Annotated in this window: 13 protein-coding genes; 2 read left to right on the top strand and 11 right to left on the bottom strand. The window is 63.5% G+C overall.

Annotated elements, in window-relative coordinates; all coding sequences use genetic code 11:
• Positions 1–4: 4 nt before the first annotated feature.
• From allB to LA343_RS02515, 8 genes are all read right to left on the bottom strand, one after another.
• Positions 5–1,588 carry an allantoinase AllB gene (allB, locus tag LA343_RS02550; protein ID WP_025401798.1) on the bottom strand — a complete coding sequence of 528 codons (1,584 nt, stop codon included), beginning with the start codon at positions 1,586–1,588 and terminating at the stop codon, positions 5–7.
• A 9-nt stretch (positions 1,589–1,597) separates the two neighbouring features.
• Positions 1,598–2,995: a DUF6986 family protein gene (locus LA343_RS02545; RefSeq protein ID WP_025401797.1), complete on the bottom strand. Its 1,398-nt coding sequence runs from the start codon at positions 2,993–2,995 to the stop codon at positions 1,598–1,600.
• Positions 2,992–4,485 (bottom strand): NCS1 family nucleobase:cation symporter-1, encoded by a 1,494-nt coding sequence (locus LA343_RS02540; protein ID WP_224208104.1) that lies wholly within the window; start codon positions 4,483–4,485, stop codon positions 2,992–2,994. Before LA343_RS02540 ends, LA343_RS02545 begins: the two co-directional genes overlap by 4 nt.
• Before the next feature lie 10 nt (positions 4,486–4,495).
• Positions 4,496–5,341 carry an aspartate/glutamate racemase family protein gene (locus tag LA343_RS02535; protein ID WP_039910831.1) on the bottom strand — a complete coding sequence of 282 codons (846 nt, stop codon included), beginning with the start codon at positions 5,339–5,341 and terminating at the stop codon, positions 4,496–4,498.
• 893 nt (positions 5,342–6,234) lie between these two features.
• Complete coding sequence (locus tag LA343_RS02530) at positions 6,235–7,359, bottom strand: MFS transporter (RefSeq protein ID WP_224209204.1); 1,125 nt, start codon at positions 7,357–7,359, stop codon at positions 6,235–6,237.
• A 314-nt stretch (positions 7,360–7,673) separates the two neighbouring features.
• Positions 7,674–9,059: a glycoside hydrolase family 25 protein gene (locus tag LA343_RS02525; RefSeq protein WP_025401793.1), complete on the bottom strand. Its 1,386-nt coding sequence runs from the start codon at positions 9,057–9,059 to the stop codon at positions 7,674–7,676.
• A 257-nt stretch (positions 9,060–9,316) separates the two neighbouring features.
• Entirely contained in the window at positions 9,317–10,450 is a 1,134-nt protein-coding gene (locus LA343_RS02520; protein WP_025401792.1) for a PrsW family intramembrane metalloprotease, read from the bottom strand.
• On the bottom strand, positions 10,443–11,258 hold the full coding sequence (locus LA343_RS02515) for a hypothetical protein (RefSeq protein WP_144084465.1): 816 nt from the start codon (positions 11,256–11,258) through the stop codon (positions 10,443–10,445). Before LA343_RS02515 ends, LA343_RS02520 begins: the two co-directional genes overlap by 8 nt.
• 166 nt (positions 11,259–11,424) lie before the next feature.
• On the opposite strand from LA343_RS02515, the gene LA343_RS02510 reads away from it, so the two are divergent.
• Positions 11,425–13,485: a M13 family metallopeptidase gene (locus LA343_RS02510; RefSeq protein ID WP_025401790.1), complete on the top strand. Its 2,061-nt coding sequence runs from the start codon at positions 11,425–11,427 to the stop codon at positions 13,483–13,485.
• 27 nt (positions 13,486–13,512) lie between these two features.
• Here LA343_RS02510 and LA343_RS02505 read toward each other — a convergent pair whose 3' ends face one another.
• The gene (locus LA343_RS02505; RefSeq protein WP_025401789.1) at positions 13,513–14,322 is read right to left on the bottom strand and encodes a VOC family protein; all 810 of its coding nucleotides are present in this window, start codon (positions 14,320–14,322) and stop codon (positions 13,513–13,515) included.
• Complete coding sequence (locus LA343_RS02500) at positions 14,322–14,669, bottom strand: RNA-binding S4 domain-containing protein (RefSeq protein WP_025401788.1); 348 nt, start codon at positions 14,667–14,669, stop codon at positions 14,322–14,324. The genes LA343_RS02505 and LA343_RS02500 overlap by 1 nt, the downstream gene beginning before the upstream one ends.
• 126 nt (positions 14,670–14,795) lie before the next feature.
• On the opposite strand from LA343_RS02500, the gene LA343_RS02495 reads away from it, so the two are divergent.
• The gene (locus LA343_RS02495; protein WP_025401787.1) at positions 14,796–15,299 is read left to right on the top strand and encodes a gluconokinase; all 504 of its coding nucleotides are present in this window, start codon (positions 14,796–14,798) and stop codon (positions 15,297–15,299) included.
• Positions 15,300–15,301: 2 nt separating this feature from the next.
• Here the strand turns inward: LA343_RS02495 and LA343_RS02490 are convergent, their stop codons facing one another.
• On the bottom strand, positions 15,302–16,696 hold the full coding sequence (locus LA343_RS02490) for a GntP family permease (RefSeq protein ID WP_025401786.1): 1,395 nt from the start codon (positions 16,694–16,696) through the stop codon (positions 15,302–15,304).
• Between the last annotated feature and the right edge of the window lie 138 nt (positions 16,697–16,834).

The following is a 16,834-nucleotide window of genomic DNA, read 5'->3' as shown; positions in this document are numbered from 1 at the left end:
GTTCCTAGTTTCCTTGTCCACCGTTGTGTGTTTTAGCGTCGACGCCACCATGCTCCCCCACCGCATCCGGCCTATCGACGAGAGGCGGTGTGCCCCCGGGGAAGGTAGCGGTGTCCGCCTGGGCTGCCGAGTCCGTGGGACGTGCAGCATCAGCTGTGTACACGACCTCCCCGGCGACCCAGGTGGTGTGCACTACCCCGGCCAGGGCGCGCTGGGCGTACGCGGAGACCTTGTTCTTGTGGTGGAGTTTGTCTGGGAGCACAACGAAGGCGTCATCTGCGCTGACGGCCACGAAGTCAGCACGCGCGCCGGGGACGATCGCGCCACGGTCGGTGAGGCCGCACCACCGTGCTGGGTTGGTGCACATCCAGCGCACCACGTCCGTGAGCCCCAGTCCACGCAGGCGGGCCTGTGACCACACGACGGGCAGCCCAAGCTGCACGGATGCCACGCCTCCCCAGGCTTGCCCGAAGCTGCCTTCGGAGCCGCGGCCGTCTGCGCCGGCGCCGCCGAGGTTGGTGCCTTCGGCGTCCATGGCGGAGAACGGCGCGGGAGCGGCGGTGGCGAACTTCTTCAGCTCCGCGGTGCACGGCGAGTGATCCGAGACCACCGTGGAGATCACCCCATCCACTAGCCCGGCCCACAGCCGCTCGCGGTTACCTGCGGTGCGGATCGGCGGGCAGCACTTGTACTGGGTCGCGCCGTTCTGGATTTCCTCACTGAACAGCGACAGGTAATGCGGGCATGTCTCCGCGGTGATGCGCACCCCTCGGCGCTGCGCATCCCGCAGTAGCTCCAGCGAGCCCGCGTCCGAGAGGTGCAGGATGTGCGCCCGGCAGCCGGTGCGCTCGGCGGCGTCGATTACCGTTTCAATGGCGGTTCGCTCGGCCTCCGGTGGTCGGGACGCCTCGAATGTCGCATAGACCTGCGTAATCCCGCCGCGGCCCTGCTGCTCCTGTTCGGCGCGTTCGATGGTCTCGGAGTCCTCGGCGTGGACGATGAGCAGCCCATCGAAGTCCGCAATTTCCTCCATCGCGCGCTGTAGCTGGATCGGTGTGAGAGGCCGGAATTCGTCCACGCCTGAGTGCAGCAGGAAGCACTTGAAGCCGAACACGCGCCCCGTATCCCACAGCTCGCGCAGCTCTCCAGTGCCGAGATTCTCCGGCACCACGCCACCCCAGAAACCCACGCTGATCTTGGCTTTGTCCTGCGCGATGTCGCGCTTGGTGCGCAGCGCATCCATCGTCACAGTCGAGGGGATCGAGTTCAGCGGCATGTCCAGCAGCGTGGTCACGCCTCCGGCCGCTGCGGCCCGGGTGACGCTGACGAACCCTTCCCAGTCCGTGCGCCCCGGCTCGTTGACGTGCACGTGCGTGTCCACCAGGCCGGGCAGCAGAATCTGATCGTCGGGAATGGTGATGATCTCGGCGTCGGCGGTGCCGGGGAGGTCGGCGCTGGTGATCTCGGCGGAGCCTCCCTCATAGATTTTCTCGACGACGCCACCACGCACCACCACCGTCACCGGTGATTCATGGACCTCTGGGTATCCGATGACCGCGCGCCGAGCACGGAAGATCTGCACTGTCATAGTGGGAAATTACTCCTGGTTGGTGAGATGGTCGGTGGGATGGTCGGTGAGGCGCCCGGTTGCCTCGAGTTGCACGAGCTGACCTGCTGTTACTCCGGCGGTGCGCACTTCGGCGTCGGCGATCGCGCCGCAGGCGTGCGCGCGTCGGAGGAAGCTCGCCAGCATCTTCGCGGTAGCTGGCTCGTCCATCCACTCCGAGGTATCCCCGGCCACGTAGGCCTTGAGACGCCGGGCGGACAGTTCCCAGTCGCGCCGGAAGTACGCAATCGTAGCGAGGTGCCGGGTGATCAGCTGGTGTGGGTGCAGATCCCAACCCTGCCTAATTCCCCTGGTCAGGTGCCGGGTGACGAGGCGATAGTGCAGCGCCCACGCCTGCTCCATAGCCGCCGAGCTCCCCACGGGGATGCGGTTCGTGGACCCGTCGGAGAGCTCGACCCCGTGACCGCGGGCCACGACCTGCAGCAGGCCCTTGGCCGTATCAGCGACGGGGTGCTCCATGGACTGCTGGGCCGGGTCCACGCCCAGGAATGCCGAGTAATCGTACGTGCCGTAGTGCAGCGACAGGCACCGGCCTTGCGCGGCCTTGATCATCCGCGCGGCCTCGACCAGGCCGTCATCTCCGATGACGGCCTGGGGTGTTTCCACCTGAATTTCGAAACGGATCTGCACGCCTCGAGCATCCAAGCCCCACTCGGCTTCCAGCATCTGCAGGATCTCCACCAATGCCTCTACCTGCGACGTATCCTGCACCTTCGGGAACGTCAGCCGCAGGGCGCGGGGGTCGAAGCGCGGCGAATCTGGGCGGTACAACGCCTGCAGCACGCCTCGCTCGTGTAGCCCGGTGAGGACGGTGATGAGCGTATCGATGCCCCGCTCGCGCACCAGCGGGTCGAAGGACTTGAATCGGATACCGCAAAACGGCGGCACTCCCGTCCCGCCGTCGAGGAGCCAGTCCGCGAGCAGGTCGGCGGCCCGGGCAGCGAAATCGGACTCCTGCTGATCTCGGCGCTCGGAAGGCACCCCGCGCTGGGTGAAACCGTCCTCGAAGTCGATGCGCACGTCCTCGATCGGCTCGCGCAGCAGCTTGTCCACGGCTAGGCTTGCCACGCGCTGTGGATCCTCCACGCCCAGGGATTCTGCCAGGTCACGGGCCGCATCGGCGGCCGACGCTGACTCCCCGGCGCGCTCCTGCAACACATCCACTATCTGCTGGCCCCACCGCTGCGGGAGGGTGTGGGGCGGGTGGGGTGTGGCGTCGAGAAAGAAGGTCGACGCCGGGATGTAAACGGTGTGGATGGGTTGACGCCACGACAGGGGGCTCGACCACTCGCCCGTGACCTTGGGATCCGTGGCGGTGAGGCGCGCGGCGGCGAGGTCGGCGGCGCGGCGTGACAGGGGCGAGATCATGCGTTGACGAGGGCTTTCTGCTGGGGCGACGTGCGAGGCAACGAGGGGCGCAGGCGCTCCAGGCCGACGAGCACTGCGGCTGCGACCCCGGCGCCGATGAACCAAGTGTAAGTGGCGGCAGGTTGGAGGGCGGGGACAAGGATGGTCAACAGGCTCAGTACAGCGCCCACAACCGTGGCGATCACAGCGTTGATATTGAAACCGTTGCGATAAAAATACGGGCCCTCGGGTGAGGAGCTGAACAGGGCGTCCACGTCCACGCGGTGCTTGTGAATGACGTAGAAGAAGGCGATCAGCACGCCAAACAGCGGACCGATGAAGGAAGCCAGCGTATCCAGCGTGTAGTGAATGACCTCCGGAGAGTTGTAGAGATTCCATGGGGTGAGGAAGATCGACCCGACCGCCGCGATCATGCCACCGGTGCGCCACGAAATTTTCGACGGAGCCACGTTAGAGAAGTCGAAGGCCGGGGCGATGAAGTTCGCAACGATGTTGATGCCAATCGTGGCGATCATCAACGTGAGTGCACCGAAAGCAATGGCAAACGTGTTGCTGAGCTGCGCGATTGTTTCCACAGGGTCGGTGATGAGGCGGCCGTAAACCGGGACTGTTGCCGAGGCCGTGACCACCACGAGGATCGAGAAGACCAGGAAGTTCACCGGCAGTCCCAGGAAGTTACCGCGCTTCACCGCAGCCTGGGAAGAGCTGTAGCGAGAAATGTCACCGAAATTGAGCATTGGACCGGAGAAGTAGCTGACCACCGTGGCGGTTCCGGCACAGAAAGCCGAGAACGCCGCCCAGCCGGAGAGCTGGAAATCTGCCAATGAGAAGCTGATGTTCGACCACCCAGCCTGGGAAATGAGGTAGATCGCCAGCAGGAACATCACCACGTAGACAGCCGGACCACAGAAGTCGATGAACTTTCGAATGGCCTCCATGCCGCGCCAGAACACCAGCGCTTGGAGCACCCACAGGATGAAGAAACCGATGTATCCCAGCACAGACAGTCCGAGGAAACCGTGGAGATCCTTGTCTGCGTAGGGTGCCCAGGATGGGACGAGCTTCACCAGCAGCACGACGAGTGCATGGCTGGCGAGATACGTCTGGATTCCGTACCACGCCACCGCGATGAGTCCGCGGATGATGGCAGGGATCTTCGCGCCCTGAATACCAAACGCGGCGCGGCACACGACTGGGAAGGGTGTGGCGGTGCGCTGGGATGGCAGCGACACGAGGTTGCAAAGGAAATAGACGATGGTGATGCCCAGCAATAGGACAAGCAGAACCTGCCATGCCGTCAACCCTAGGGCGAACAGTGCTCCGGCTGTGATGTAGCCGCCGACGGAGTGGACGTCTGACATCCAGAAGGCGAAGACGTTGTAAGCACCCCAGTGTTGGTTCTTCAGCGGTGCAAGGTCTGGGTTGATGAGGTCGGGGTCGGCATTGGCAGGAATGACAACGTCATTGCCGCTGATATCTCCGGTATTCATGGGGATGGGGTCAACTTTCCGTGAGGGATTCGGTAGGGAGTTCGAGTTGCTCAAAGCCATGAAGGCGCTTGGGACCGCGCGGCGCGAAGGTTCCGATGCGGGAGGTCGTGAGCCCCTGTCGCACAAGCGATTCGGCCTGTCCCACCGCGGCAGCCACGCCATCGACGACGGGGACACCGAGTTCCTTCGACAGCTCGGGGCCCTGGCCCGCCATTCCGCCGCAGCCTAGGCAGATGGACTCCGCGGGATGCTCGGTGCGGCGCAACGCTGCGGTAGCGGCATCGATGATTGCTTGGCGGGTGCGTTGTGGATCTTCTTCCAGCTCGAGCACGCCGAGGCCGGTTCCGGTAATCGACACGCACCGATCGATGAGCCCCGCCTGGCTTAGCCGCGCGCGAATCATGGGCACTGTGCGGTCGAGCGTGGTGACCACCGCGTAGGCATCGCCCACAGACATCGCGGCCACTGCTGCGGCCTCGGTGATATCGATGACGGGCACGTCAACAAGCTCCTGCAGAGCCTCTTTTCCTTGGTCGCCGTAGCCGGCGATGATCCATGCGTCGACGGGGAGCGATGCGGTGTCAGGTAACTGTGCATCGGCAGGGAGCGATGTGGTGGCTGGGGAGTCCGTTTGCGCGCCTTGGGACGCGGATTCAAGAGTGTAACGATGCACCGCCTCAATCACGCCGACAGCGGAGAGATAGGCCTCCACATGAGTCTCGACCGATACCGGACCGCGCTGCGGGGTGAGTCCCACAATGGTTGTGTCAGGGGCTGCGACGGCGCGGGCGGCGTCAACGATGGTGGTGGTCATCGACTCCGACGTGTTGACGTTCACGATTCCGATAGTGGGCATCCGATGGGGACCTTTCCGGCGTATCTGCCTTGTGCTGGATTGGCTTGCGTGGAGCTGGGTGCCCTCTTGTCGTGGGCAATTTGGATACTAAGGTGGCGCGGAGTGCATCCACACGCTGAAAAGGGCCGCCGGAGCAGCGGGGGTTAAAGTTCGGAGATCGCGTTAACACGGTGGAAACTAGCAGGCGTTGAAGTGTGTCTGGGCATAAGCGTGTGCACGCCGCGTGGCGGTCAGGATGGAGCGAAAGTGCTGATAGACGGCATTTCCTATGAGCTCAAGCTCCAAGGCATGATGGGTGCGCACGGAAAACCCCTGCGCGTTCACAGTGACGGAGGGCGTACTGATCTTGCTGTGGCAGCGCCGGAGACTCGACAAGTGTTGGACTGGAAAAACGCTGGTCAGCGAAAGTGCAGCAATGGTGACTGCTGATGGTGATGGCCGGATGAACGGGGGGAAAGTTTTAACGCTCGAGAAACATGGTGGGCGCCAAGCGACAGCGACGAAACGTTCATGCTCAAGCTACGCCGACCTTAGAGCGGAATGCAGCAAGATAGGTCCCAACAGAAGAGAGACGAGTTTCTCCATGAAGGTCTCCGTGAAGCTCTCCGTGACGTTGAAATCGTCAATCATCGCATGGCCTTTTCATGCTGTTTTCACCAAACCCTATGTACGGTTTGGCGAAACGTGTCGTCACCTCGATTGGGGTCGGAGTGAGCTGATTGACATTCCAGCGGAGTCAACGCTGTCGGTAGGTTCTTCCTACCGCTGGGCCCTCCATCAACGACTGGCGGAAACCTCTTATGGCGCGTTCGGCCGTATCCATGCAGGCACGGATGTTGTGAAAGCTAGGCTGGGGCCTGCGAGGGCCGGGCGCTCCCCGCAGCCCTTCACAGTCAGTTCAACAAGCTCCGCCGATAAAAGACGACCATCGCTCCAGCAGAGACAAGGACTGCGATGCAGGCGCTGGTGAGAAAACCCCACCCGACCTGCGTGGTCAGCGGGCCCGCGAGCAGGCTGCCCACGGCGAGGCCGGACACGGGGAACAGCTCACCAATGCCGCGGGCGATTCGCCGCTCGGCCGCCGTATAGGACGTTGTCAGCAGTGCGCTGCCTATCGCATAGCTGATGGCCCAGGCCACACCCACCAAAAATAGCGTGACGGTAATCGCGGGTCCGCTGCCGACGAGACCGACGAGCAAACCTATGAGGCCAAGCACGATTCCTATGATCGCCTGCGCACAGTGACTCAGCCGGCCAGCTATCAGCGGAAGAATCAACATCGGCGCGTACATGCCAACCATGTGTAGCTGCATGCCGAACATTCGCATGGTCTCGCTCGTATGAAGACTGTGCTCCATTTCGAGAGGCGCCCCCGCCATCACGATCGCCATGGAGAAGCATCCAGCAAAGCTCAACAACGCACCGGTGCTGAAAAGGGGTCTACGAAACAAGTCGAGCACCGACACTGATGCCGCTTGCCCGGGTCGTGCATCCTGTTCAGCAACGAGGTTGGCTGATGCGCAGTGACGCGGCAACAAGCTCAGAGTGGCAATCGCGCCGAGGCCTAGAACAGCGACGGCTAGGTACGCTCCCGAGTACAGCGGGACCAGTAGGTCACCGGTCACTGTGGCGATGATCGGTCCGATGATCGCCGCGACCACCCCTGCTGACAGGACCACAGCAACGCTCTTGGCCTCCTGCCCTGGCCTGGAATCCGCAGCGATGTATCGGTAATAGTTCGCTATTGACTGGTACACGCCCACGGCGAACGTGCCGAGGCAGAGCAGCACAAAGATCCCCTTGGTCATAGCCAGCCATGACAACACACCACCCAGCACGGCGGTGACAGCCCCAGCGATGAGTGTTGGCTTTGTTCCGAGCTTCGCCATGAGCCAGCTGACCATGGGAGCGACAAGCACACTACCGATGGCTATGGCGGCCATCGGCAGGGTTGACCACACTGGGCTCGGTGCCAACGACGCACCAGCCAACGCTGTGACGGTCAGGTCAATGCTCATGGCGGACAAATAGAACCCTTGACTTGCGGAAAGAACCACAAGCATTCTGCGTGAATGTCCGGATTCAGCTGCGCCTGTCATAGCGATGCCACCCCCTCGGGCTCGACCTCGAAATGGTATAGCAGCGAGCCTAGATCAAATGCTGATGGGATTCGGTGCATTTCGGGCGACACATGCCGACCGCCCGAGCCCCCCTGAGCGTTGGTGCACCCTCCCCTGAAAAGTAAGCGCCTGAATAGGAGGCCCCCTGGGCGCTAGTGCGCCCCTCTTAGGAAAGTGGGCGTCCGACTGCGACGCCACACTCTCCTTGGGTTCTACTGCGCGGGCGCTGCCGGCGCAGTAGGCGCAGCGGGCGTTGCCGGTGTGGCAGCGCCGCCCTGCTCCGCAGCGGAAGCAGCCTTGGCAGCCTCATCCAGCTTCTTCAGCGCATCAGGATCGGGCTGAACCTCGCCGTTGCGCAGCTTGGCGTTCCAGTCGGAAACCCCGCCGGACTGCTGCAGCAGAGACAGCACCTGGCTCACATTCACCGTGCCAGCACTGCCGTTAGCGCCAGCAGACTTCTGCTGGCTCAGCGCTGCAGTCAGCTGATCCACGGGGATCTTGTTGCCGTTAGCGTTGAACTCCTCGAGGGCGCCAGCCAGTGCGGTGTAGGCACGCAGGATGTTCTGGGCCGCGGCCGTCGCGCGGGACACATCGCCACCGTCACCGCCGTTGGCAGCGTTCGCGTTCTCAATCTCCGTCGCGCCCTGGGTCAGCAGCGCCTCGGCCGGCAGGCGGCCGCCGATCACGCCGAGCAGAACCATGAAGAAGTCGCTGGCCATCGGCACATCCACGCCCGTGGCGTGCTCAATTTCGTTGGCCACGTTCGCCTCGGCACCCGCGACCTGGCGGACCGGCTCCAGTGCGTCTGCGGTATCGCCCGCGACGGTGCCCGACGGCAGATCCTCAGACAGGGCCTTCAGTTGGGCGTCGTCGCCGAAATACTCGTTCATATCAACGGGACCCACGATCCCGTCGACGCTGGCCTTGTCCGCCTTCTGCCAGAAGGTCACGTACTTCCAGCCGCCGGGGATGGCTTCATCGGGCAGGGTGTCGCTGTAGTACGCCAGCCAGAGGGGGTACTTGTTGAACTCGGTGGTGTTGGCCATCCGGTTTTCCCAGAACCACTTGTAGGTGTAGATGATCGGGTCGCGGCCGGTGAGGGTCTTGATCTCGTCGATCCACTCGCGGGTCCAGTTCTGCAGCTGCGTCGGGGTCAGGCCTTCGTCTTCCTCGAGGTCAAGCACCGGAGGTAGGGAGGGCTGAGCGCCAGTCGCCAGCGTTGCCGCGTAGAAGCGGGCTTCGGAGCGGGCGTCGTTCTGGCCCGGGCGGGCGTAGTGGTAGCTGCCCGGGGTGATGCCTGCTTCCTTCGCCTTGATCGAGTCGCCGGAGAAGTAGGGGTTGGTGTAGCCGGTGCCCTCGGTGGCCTTGATGAAGGCGAAGGACTGGCCGTTGGCCTTGACCTGCTGCCAATCGATGGCAGAGTCTCCGGGGTGCTGGTGGGAAGCAACGTCGACGCCACTAAGCGCCCACGACGGGACGGGGACTACGTCTGTGGCAACGAGCGCTGCCACCGTGGCAGCAGAGCCCAGCAAGGCTGCTGCCGTGATGCGTGCGGGAGCGGTTTTGCGCGCAGAGCGGCGCCATGGCAGTGATAACATGAGTCACACGATACCCAAATGTCACAGTTTTCACACAAGCAACACTGTTCACGTGGCGAAAATTTTCGGCCCCCTGCCAGCATTGCTGCAAAAGCGCTGGTCACAGCTTTGAGTGACTTTCATCACACGACACGCCCGAATCATCTACCTGCGGAAATGCTGAGAATCTGTTGCGGGGGCTGCGCGGCGGGGCCAGCCTCCGACCATGGGAGTTTCCTGAGTTTCCGGATTTTCCGGGGCTTCCGGACCTTTCTGTACTACCGAAAGCGATCCGAGCGCGACGGCATGGGAACCCTGTGCTGCGGAGTCGTGGGTACGTAGGCCTGGTGGTGCGGCTGCAGCGGTGCGTGTTGCCCCACCGGCTGCGGCCACGCGGCCGGCAGTCCACTAACACCGAGCGGCACCCCGGCGAAGCGAGTCTCTGGCGCGAATTGCTTTATATATAGCGTCACCGCCGGATACAGCCCGGCGTCCAATTCCGGCTTCAGTTGCTTCGTCTGGCGCCAGATCAAAACGACCAGCCCCGTCACGATCACCAGCCACACCCCGATGTGCCAGATCAGCTGGATCACCGGATAGTCGGAGAACATCATCGCATTGAACGCGAAGTGAGCCGCAAAGCCCGCCGCTCCCCACAGGACCACCTGCCCCAGCCTCCATGCTTTCGTCCGAGGCACCCCGCGCCGATCCGTCCGCGCGAACAGTGCCTGGCCGATACCGAATCCCACGAAGCCGCTGAAAATAATGTGCAGGCCCGCGCCGACCACCGTGCGCATACCGAATATCTGCAGCATTCCCTGCATGTCGCTTTCGGGGTTCATCGGTGCCAGATTCAGCGAATAGATCATGTTTTCCACCGCGTCGAAACCGACCCCGACCAGCATTCCCGCCACGATGCCGTGCCATGGGCGGTTCCACCAGGACCGTCCGATCATGAGCACGAACCAGATCCCGAGGCCCTTCATGATCTCCTCCGGATAGGCCCCAACGAAGCTCGCGGTCAGGGAATACCACCCCAGCTTGTCCACGATGCTCATCATCGGAGCGGCCCCGAACGTGCTGGTCATGATCATCGCGGCCGACCCTCCCCACAGCACTGACAGCACGGCCATTCGAATCGGCGTGCCGCGGCTTATCTTCAACCACAGCACCGCCGCCACGACGACCAGGATTTCCACGAGCATCAGTAGCGCCGCAACGACGCTCACCGTGCCGTCCAGCAGCAACGCAGGAAGCGCCACCGTACCAATCATCATCAGCACTGACGGCACCACAATCACCCAATACACCCAGAACCAGGCACCCTTGAACATCCGCAGCGTCGGTCGCGTGGCCGCCGGCTGCGCCATGTGGAAGGCGCGCGGCACATCCATGACCAGGTAGTTAGACATCCTGGTGCGCTCCTTCCTTACCGGAGCCACTCTCCACGTTGGTCTCCCGGGCAGTCTCAATGACCCTGTTCAGCGCCTCATCGACATCCCTTTCGGTCGACGCCACAACGTCGACCACCACCAAGTCCCCACCGGTGAATGCACTGTCTCCGCTGCCTCGGAAGAAGCCGACGGATCGGTGCACTCCCTGGGCGGTCGGCGCGAGACCTACATCTCCCGGGAGTTCGGCATCGACCGCGAAATACTCCGAGATCCACACCTGATCCGCACCCGAGCGCTCCAATAAGCCGGGCACCCTTGTTTGTGCGTCGGCTGTGTCATCGCGAGGCCCAACGTCCGCGCTGACGATGGACCACATCGCCCGTACCGCCCGATCAAATGCCGTGGCGACCGCGCTCGGATCATCCTTCACATCCACCATGCCGATCACGTTGACGTTGCTGGCGCTGCACTCCAGGTAAACGCGCTCGTCGACGTTGAAGCCGGGATCGCCCGTGCACTGATCCAGCGCCTCGAACGTCAGCGGCCAGCTCGTGGCGGTTCTGAGCTGTGTCGTCAAAAGTTCAGAGGCATTACCCTCCACCGAGTTCTCGGGAAGAGCGCGATCGACAAAGTACGGAATGAGGCATAGGACAACAACCGCGCCGAGGACTGCGAACAGATAACCGGCCGATGTCTTGCGGTTAGTCGGCGCAGGACGGTACCAACCGTGGGGATCGGCGGCCGGCACCTGAGGAGGCGGGCCCTGTATTGGACCCGGCTGCGAGCCCTGCGACGGGCCCTGTGGTGGAAACTGATGGGGCATCACGCGCCTAAGCATAACGGTGGCTGAGACACCGACGGTCCGATCACGCCGCTCCCCCACGCCCTGCCAGACGAACACCATGGCGATCACCGCTGGTCAATGGAGGTTGGGGCGCGTGGTGGCGTCGGAGTAAAAGACGTTGTCCACAGTGCCGTCTATGGTGGGGATCATGACTGACAACACCGACAAGACCATCCCCGACAACATCTCCGAGGCACCAACCGGCGCGGTGAGCGCGGCGCAGGATCTCTACCGCCACGTCAACGGCGCATGGCTGGGGTCGCACACCATCCCCAACGACCGGCCCGTCGATGGCACGTTCCACGAGCTGCGCGACCGCGCGGAGAAGGACGTGCGCACGATTATTGAAGCCGCGGCGCAGGACGAGCCGGACGGGCGCGTGGGCGCACTATATAGCTCGTTTATGGATGTCGACGGTATCGAGCAGGCCGGGCTGGGCGTGCTCGATGCGGACCTGCAGAAGATCCGCGAGGCCAGCTCCATTGAGGAACTCGCGGTGGCGCTCGGCGAGCTGGATGTCACCGGTGTTGGTGGCGTGGTGGGGTACTTCGTGGAGAAGGATTCCGGCTCGGATATCGAGCGCGCCTACCTGGTGCAGACCGGGCTGGGGCTGCCGGATGAGGCCTACTACCGGGAAGATCAGCACCAGCAGACGCGCGAGGAATACCAGCGCTTCATCACGGAGATGCTGGAGCTCGTCTCCGACCAGGAACGCCCCGGACGGTTCGCCGATGCTTCCGCGGAAGAGGCGGCCCAGGCCGTGATGGAGTTCGAAACGCAGCTGGCCAAGGGCCACTGGGACAATGTGACCAGCCGCGATGCGGACAAGACGTACAACCCCACGGACGTGTCCGACTTGCCGGCCGGGTTCCCGTTCGCGCAGTGGCTGCGTGCCACCCACATCGACACGGACTCGGCGGGTGGGAAGATCATCGTGGTGAGCCAGCCCAGCTACCTCGATCACGTGGCCGAGATGGCCCAGAACGAGGATCTCGATGCCTGGAAGATGTGGGCCTACTGGCACGTCGTGACCTCCCGCGCAGGGCTGCTTCCGGAAGAAGTGGGCCGCCGCAACTGGGAGTTCTATGGCCGCACGCTCTCCGGCGCCACCGAGCAGCGGGCGCGTTGGAAGCGTGGCGTGGGGCTCGTGGAATCTCAGATCGGCGAGGAAGTCGGCAAGAAGTTCGTGGCCGAGCACTTCCCCGCCGAATACAAGGAAAAGATGCTGGAGCTGGTGGACTACCTCATCGGTGCCTACCGCGAGCGCATCAGCGACCTTCCGTGGATGACCCCAACCACGCGCGACAAGGCGCTGGCGAAGCTGGAGAAGTTCCAGGCCAAGATCGGCTACCCAGATAAGTGGCGTTCCTTCGACGGCCTCAGCTTCGGAGCCTCCGGGGCGGACCTCGTGGCCAACGTGCGCGCTGCCACGGAATTCAACCATGATTACGAGGTCAACAAGCTGGGCAAGCCCTCCGACGATGAAACGTGGTTCGCCACGCCGCAGACGGTCAACGCGTTCTACAACCCGGTGAAAAACGACATCACCTTCCCCGCCGCCATCCTGCGCCCGCCGTTCTTCGACCCGCAGGCCGACATGGCCGGCAACTTCGGCGCAATCGGCGCGGTCATCGGCCACGAGATCGGCCATGGCTTCGACGACCAGGGCTCCAAGTACGACGGCGACGGAAACCTCAACTCCTGGTGGACCGACGAAGACCGCGCCGCCTTCACCGAGCTCACCGACAAGTTGGTTGCCCAGTACGACGGCCTGGTCCCCACCGGCCTCGCGCAGCGTGGCATCACGGACCACAAGGTCAACGGCAAGTTCACCCTGGGCGAGAACATCGGTGACCTCGGCGGCCTGGGCATCGCCATCGTCGCCCTGCGCCGCTACCTCGCGGATCACGGAGAGACTTTCGAGTCCGCACCGAAGCTGCCGGTCGAGGGCCTCGAGGATGCGGACGGCAACCCGGACACCACCGAGTACACCGCCCTGCAGCGCGTGTTCCTACGCTGGGCCCGGATCTGGCAGACCGCGATCCGCCCGCAGATGGCGGCGCAGTACGCCTCCATCGACCCCCACTCTCCCGCGGAGTTCCGCTGCAACGTAGTCTCCAGCAACATCGCGGAGTTCTACGAGGCATTCGACGTATCCAAGGACGATGCCATGTGGCTGGACGAGGATCAGCGCGTCACCATCTGGTAGCCCCCGCCGCCGCGAGAACGTAAACCTCTAGGCGAAGAGATCCGGCTCGTGGACATCGTCCTCAGCCGGCTCAAACTCCGGCACCTCCACCAGCTGCAGCGGCGCCCCCGCCACGTCCTGGATCAGCGCCGCCGGCTCGTGACCTGCGTTGTCGACCTGCAGCACCAGCCCGCCGTGGTTTTTCACCTTCTCCAGGGCCTCGCTGAGGTTGCTCACACCCCAAGAGATCGTCCACATGCCGGGGACTTCCTCCCCCTGCTGGTGGCCGTTGCCGACGCGCTCCCAGAAGCCCACAACGGGCGAGCCTTCCACGTCGCCGGTGGCATAACGCTGCCCCTCGCCGCCGCCCTGCAGCTTCACATCGAAGCCGCACAGCTCGTGGTAGAACTTCAGCGTCTCATCCCAATTGCGCGTCACGGCCAGCTCGAACCACACCGGCGTGCCCGGTTCGCCGGCGGCCATGATTGCTTGCTCATCCGGACCCTTCCGCAGCGACGCAATCGCGCCCGTCGGGTCCATCAGCAGTGATTGCACCGCGCCATCGTCCGTGGGCGTCGGCGCGAGCCCGGACTGTCCTCCCACGGCCAGCGCCGCCTCGTGCGCGGATTCAACGTTCTCGGCGTGGAAGTACAGCCCCCACCGTGTGCCGGGGCTGTCCGGGTTCGCAATGATCCCGGCGACCGGCATGCCTTCCTTCGTCGCCACGGCATAGCTGGGGTCGTCGTCACGGAACTCCCACCCAAACAGCGGCCCGTAGAACTCCTTAGCCTGGCCGAGGTCACGGGTGATGAGCGTTTGCCACACGGGCATTCCGGGGTGCGCAATCATTGCTGGCATTACATGTTCCTCCATTTTTCGGGGTCGAAGTCATCGTCGGCGGTGGCTTCGTCAAAGTATTCGCCCAGGTCATCCGGATCACCGGCTTCGCCGTTCATATCCGACGCCACCATGCTCCCCACCGTCGCGCCCGCCATGGGCTCACCAGAGTCGAGATCGATCAGCTGAACCTCGTCGCCCGGCCGCAGAACTTTGCCGCGGCGCGTATCAACCTCCCCGTTGACGAGGACGGCACCGGACGCGATGACTTCCTTCGCGATGCCACCCGTCTCGACAAGGTTGGCCAGCTTGATGAATTGACCGAGGCGGATCTCCCCGTCTCGGATGGGTACTTCGGGTAGCTGCATGGTGGCCATTCTACGCAGGTCGGAGACAGCCACCCCCAGGCACTGTCCGGTGCCGGTGTTAGGATCACGACTATGCACGCTGATTCGGATGCTTCGCCCCAGACGGCACCTCACTGTGTAGTGGTCATGGGGGTGAGCGGGTCAGGGAAATCGACCGTGGGGGTCACTCTCGCCGATCGCCTGGGACTGCCGTTCATTGACGGCGACGATCTGCATCCGCCAGCGAATGTCGAGAAAATGTCCCACGGTATTCCCCTAACGGATGACGACCGCTGGCCCTGGCTGCGCTCAGTCGGCCAGTGGCTGTCCGACCACCCCGGCGGTGGCGTGGTGGCTTGCAGCGCCCTGAAGCGCAGCTACCGCGACAGCATCCGCGAACTGTGCCCCGATGCCGTCTTCGTGCACTGCGATGGCACTCGTGAGTTGCTGCTGGAGCGGATGAGCCAGCGCGTGGGGCATTTCATGCCTGTGGCCTTGCTGGATTCCCAGCTCGATACGCTCGAGACCCTGCAGGCCGACGAACCCGGGCGAGCCTTTGACATTGCCGCCAGCCCCGCGTTGATCACGGATGAGATGATTGATTGGCTTCGGAACCAGCACGAGGACGAACCAGGCTCGCAGCATCCATAGGCTTACAAGGCTAGCGACGCTCCGTACAGCACCATGACGATGGCGAAGCCGATGACGGAGATGAGCGTCTGGTTGACCGTCCAGGTCTTCAACGTCGTGGCGGTGTCCATGCCCATAAGGCGACCGACCAGCCAGAATCCCGAGTCGTTCACGTGAGAGGCAATGACCGATCCTGCGGCGGTTGCGATGACGATCAACGCCACCTGCAGCGCGCTGAAATCTCCTGTGGTCACGGCCGGAGCCATCAACGCGGCAGCCGTGGTCAGCGCCACGGTGGCCGAGCCCTGTGCCACGCGCAGGCAGGCGGCGATGAGGTAGCACGCCACAATGACGGGGATTCCAAGCCCTTCCAGAGAGGTCGACAAGGCGTCACCAATACCCGAGGTACGCAGCACCCCGCCGAACATGCCGCCCGCGCCGGTGATCAGCACGACCGAGCAGATCGGACCCAATGCGCCATCCATGGCCTTCTCGATGCTCTCGCGGGACACGCCTCGCCGGGTGCCCAGGAACACCATGGCCACCAACGTGGTGAGCAGAAGCGCGATCGGCGTCTGCCCCAGGAACTGGAGAAACCTGGCCCAGGCGACATCGCCATTGATCCACCCAGCCGACGCCGCGGTATTGATGCCGGTGTTGCCGAAGATCAACACCATCGGCAGCAGAAGAATCGCAATGATGAGACCCGCCGAGGCCGGCGCCTTCGGCAGGTCGTCATCCTCGGCCTTGGTGCCGATCAACAACTCGGGAACCGGGAGCGGGTACTTCTTACCGAGGTACTGTCCCCACAGGTAGCCGGAGAGATACCACGTCGGCAGTGCGACGATGAGGCCCATGAGGAGGATGAGGCCGATGTCTCCCTTGAAAAATTCCGCAGCAGCCACCGGCCCCGGGTGTGGGGGAAGAAAAACGTGAGTCACGGAGAACGCACCAGCGGCTGGGATTCCGTACGCCAAAATGGGGCCGTTCAGCCTCCGAGCTACCGCGAAGATGACTGGAAGCATGACGATCAGTCCGGCGTCGAAAAAGATGGGAAAGCCCATGATGAGCGAGGCGACGCCGAGAGCTGAAGGGGCCCGCTTCTCGCCGAAACGGCCGATAAGGGCGTCCGCGAGGGACTGCGCACCGCCGGAGTTTTCCACCAGCCGGCCGAGCATCGCGCCCAGGCCAACCAGCAGGGCGACGGACGCGAGGGTCTTGCCGAAGCCCTCGGTCATGGTGGGGACGACCTTCTCGAACGGGATGCCGGCCGCCAAAGCCGTCAGCGCAGAGACGCTGATGAGGGTGACAAACGCATGGATCTTGAAGCGGATGACCATGACGAGAATGACGGCCACCGCGATCACCGCGATGCCTAGGAGGGGGCCGGTCGATAGCGTCGGTTCCCACGTATCCATGATGTAACTTTCCACGAAACTGATAGAGCCAGGCGATAAAAGCCAGTGTCAGCTTCCCACGGGGGCGGGTGTCGCCCCAAGCAGTCACGGAGGCAAAGGGGTGAATCAGCGGCGAAAAGAGCAGGTGGAAGATTTCAG

The sequence above is a fragment of the Corynebacterium falsenii genome, assembly GCF_020099275.1.
Taxonomy (GTDB): Bacteria; Actinomycetota; Actinomycetes; order Mycobacteriales; family Mycobacteriaceae; genus Corynebacterium; species Corynebacterium falsenii.
Note: the sequence above shows the minus strand (reverse complement) of the source record. Positions and strands in the feature narration are given on the sequence as shown.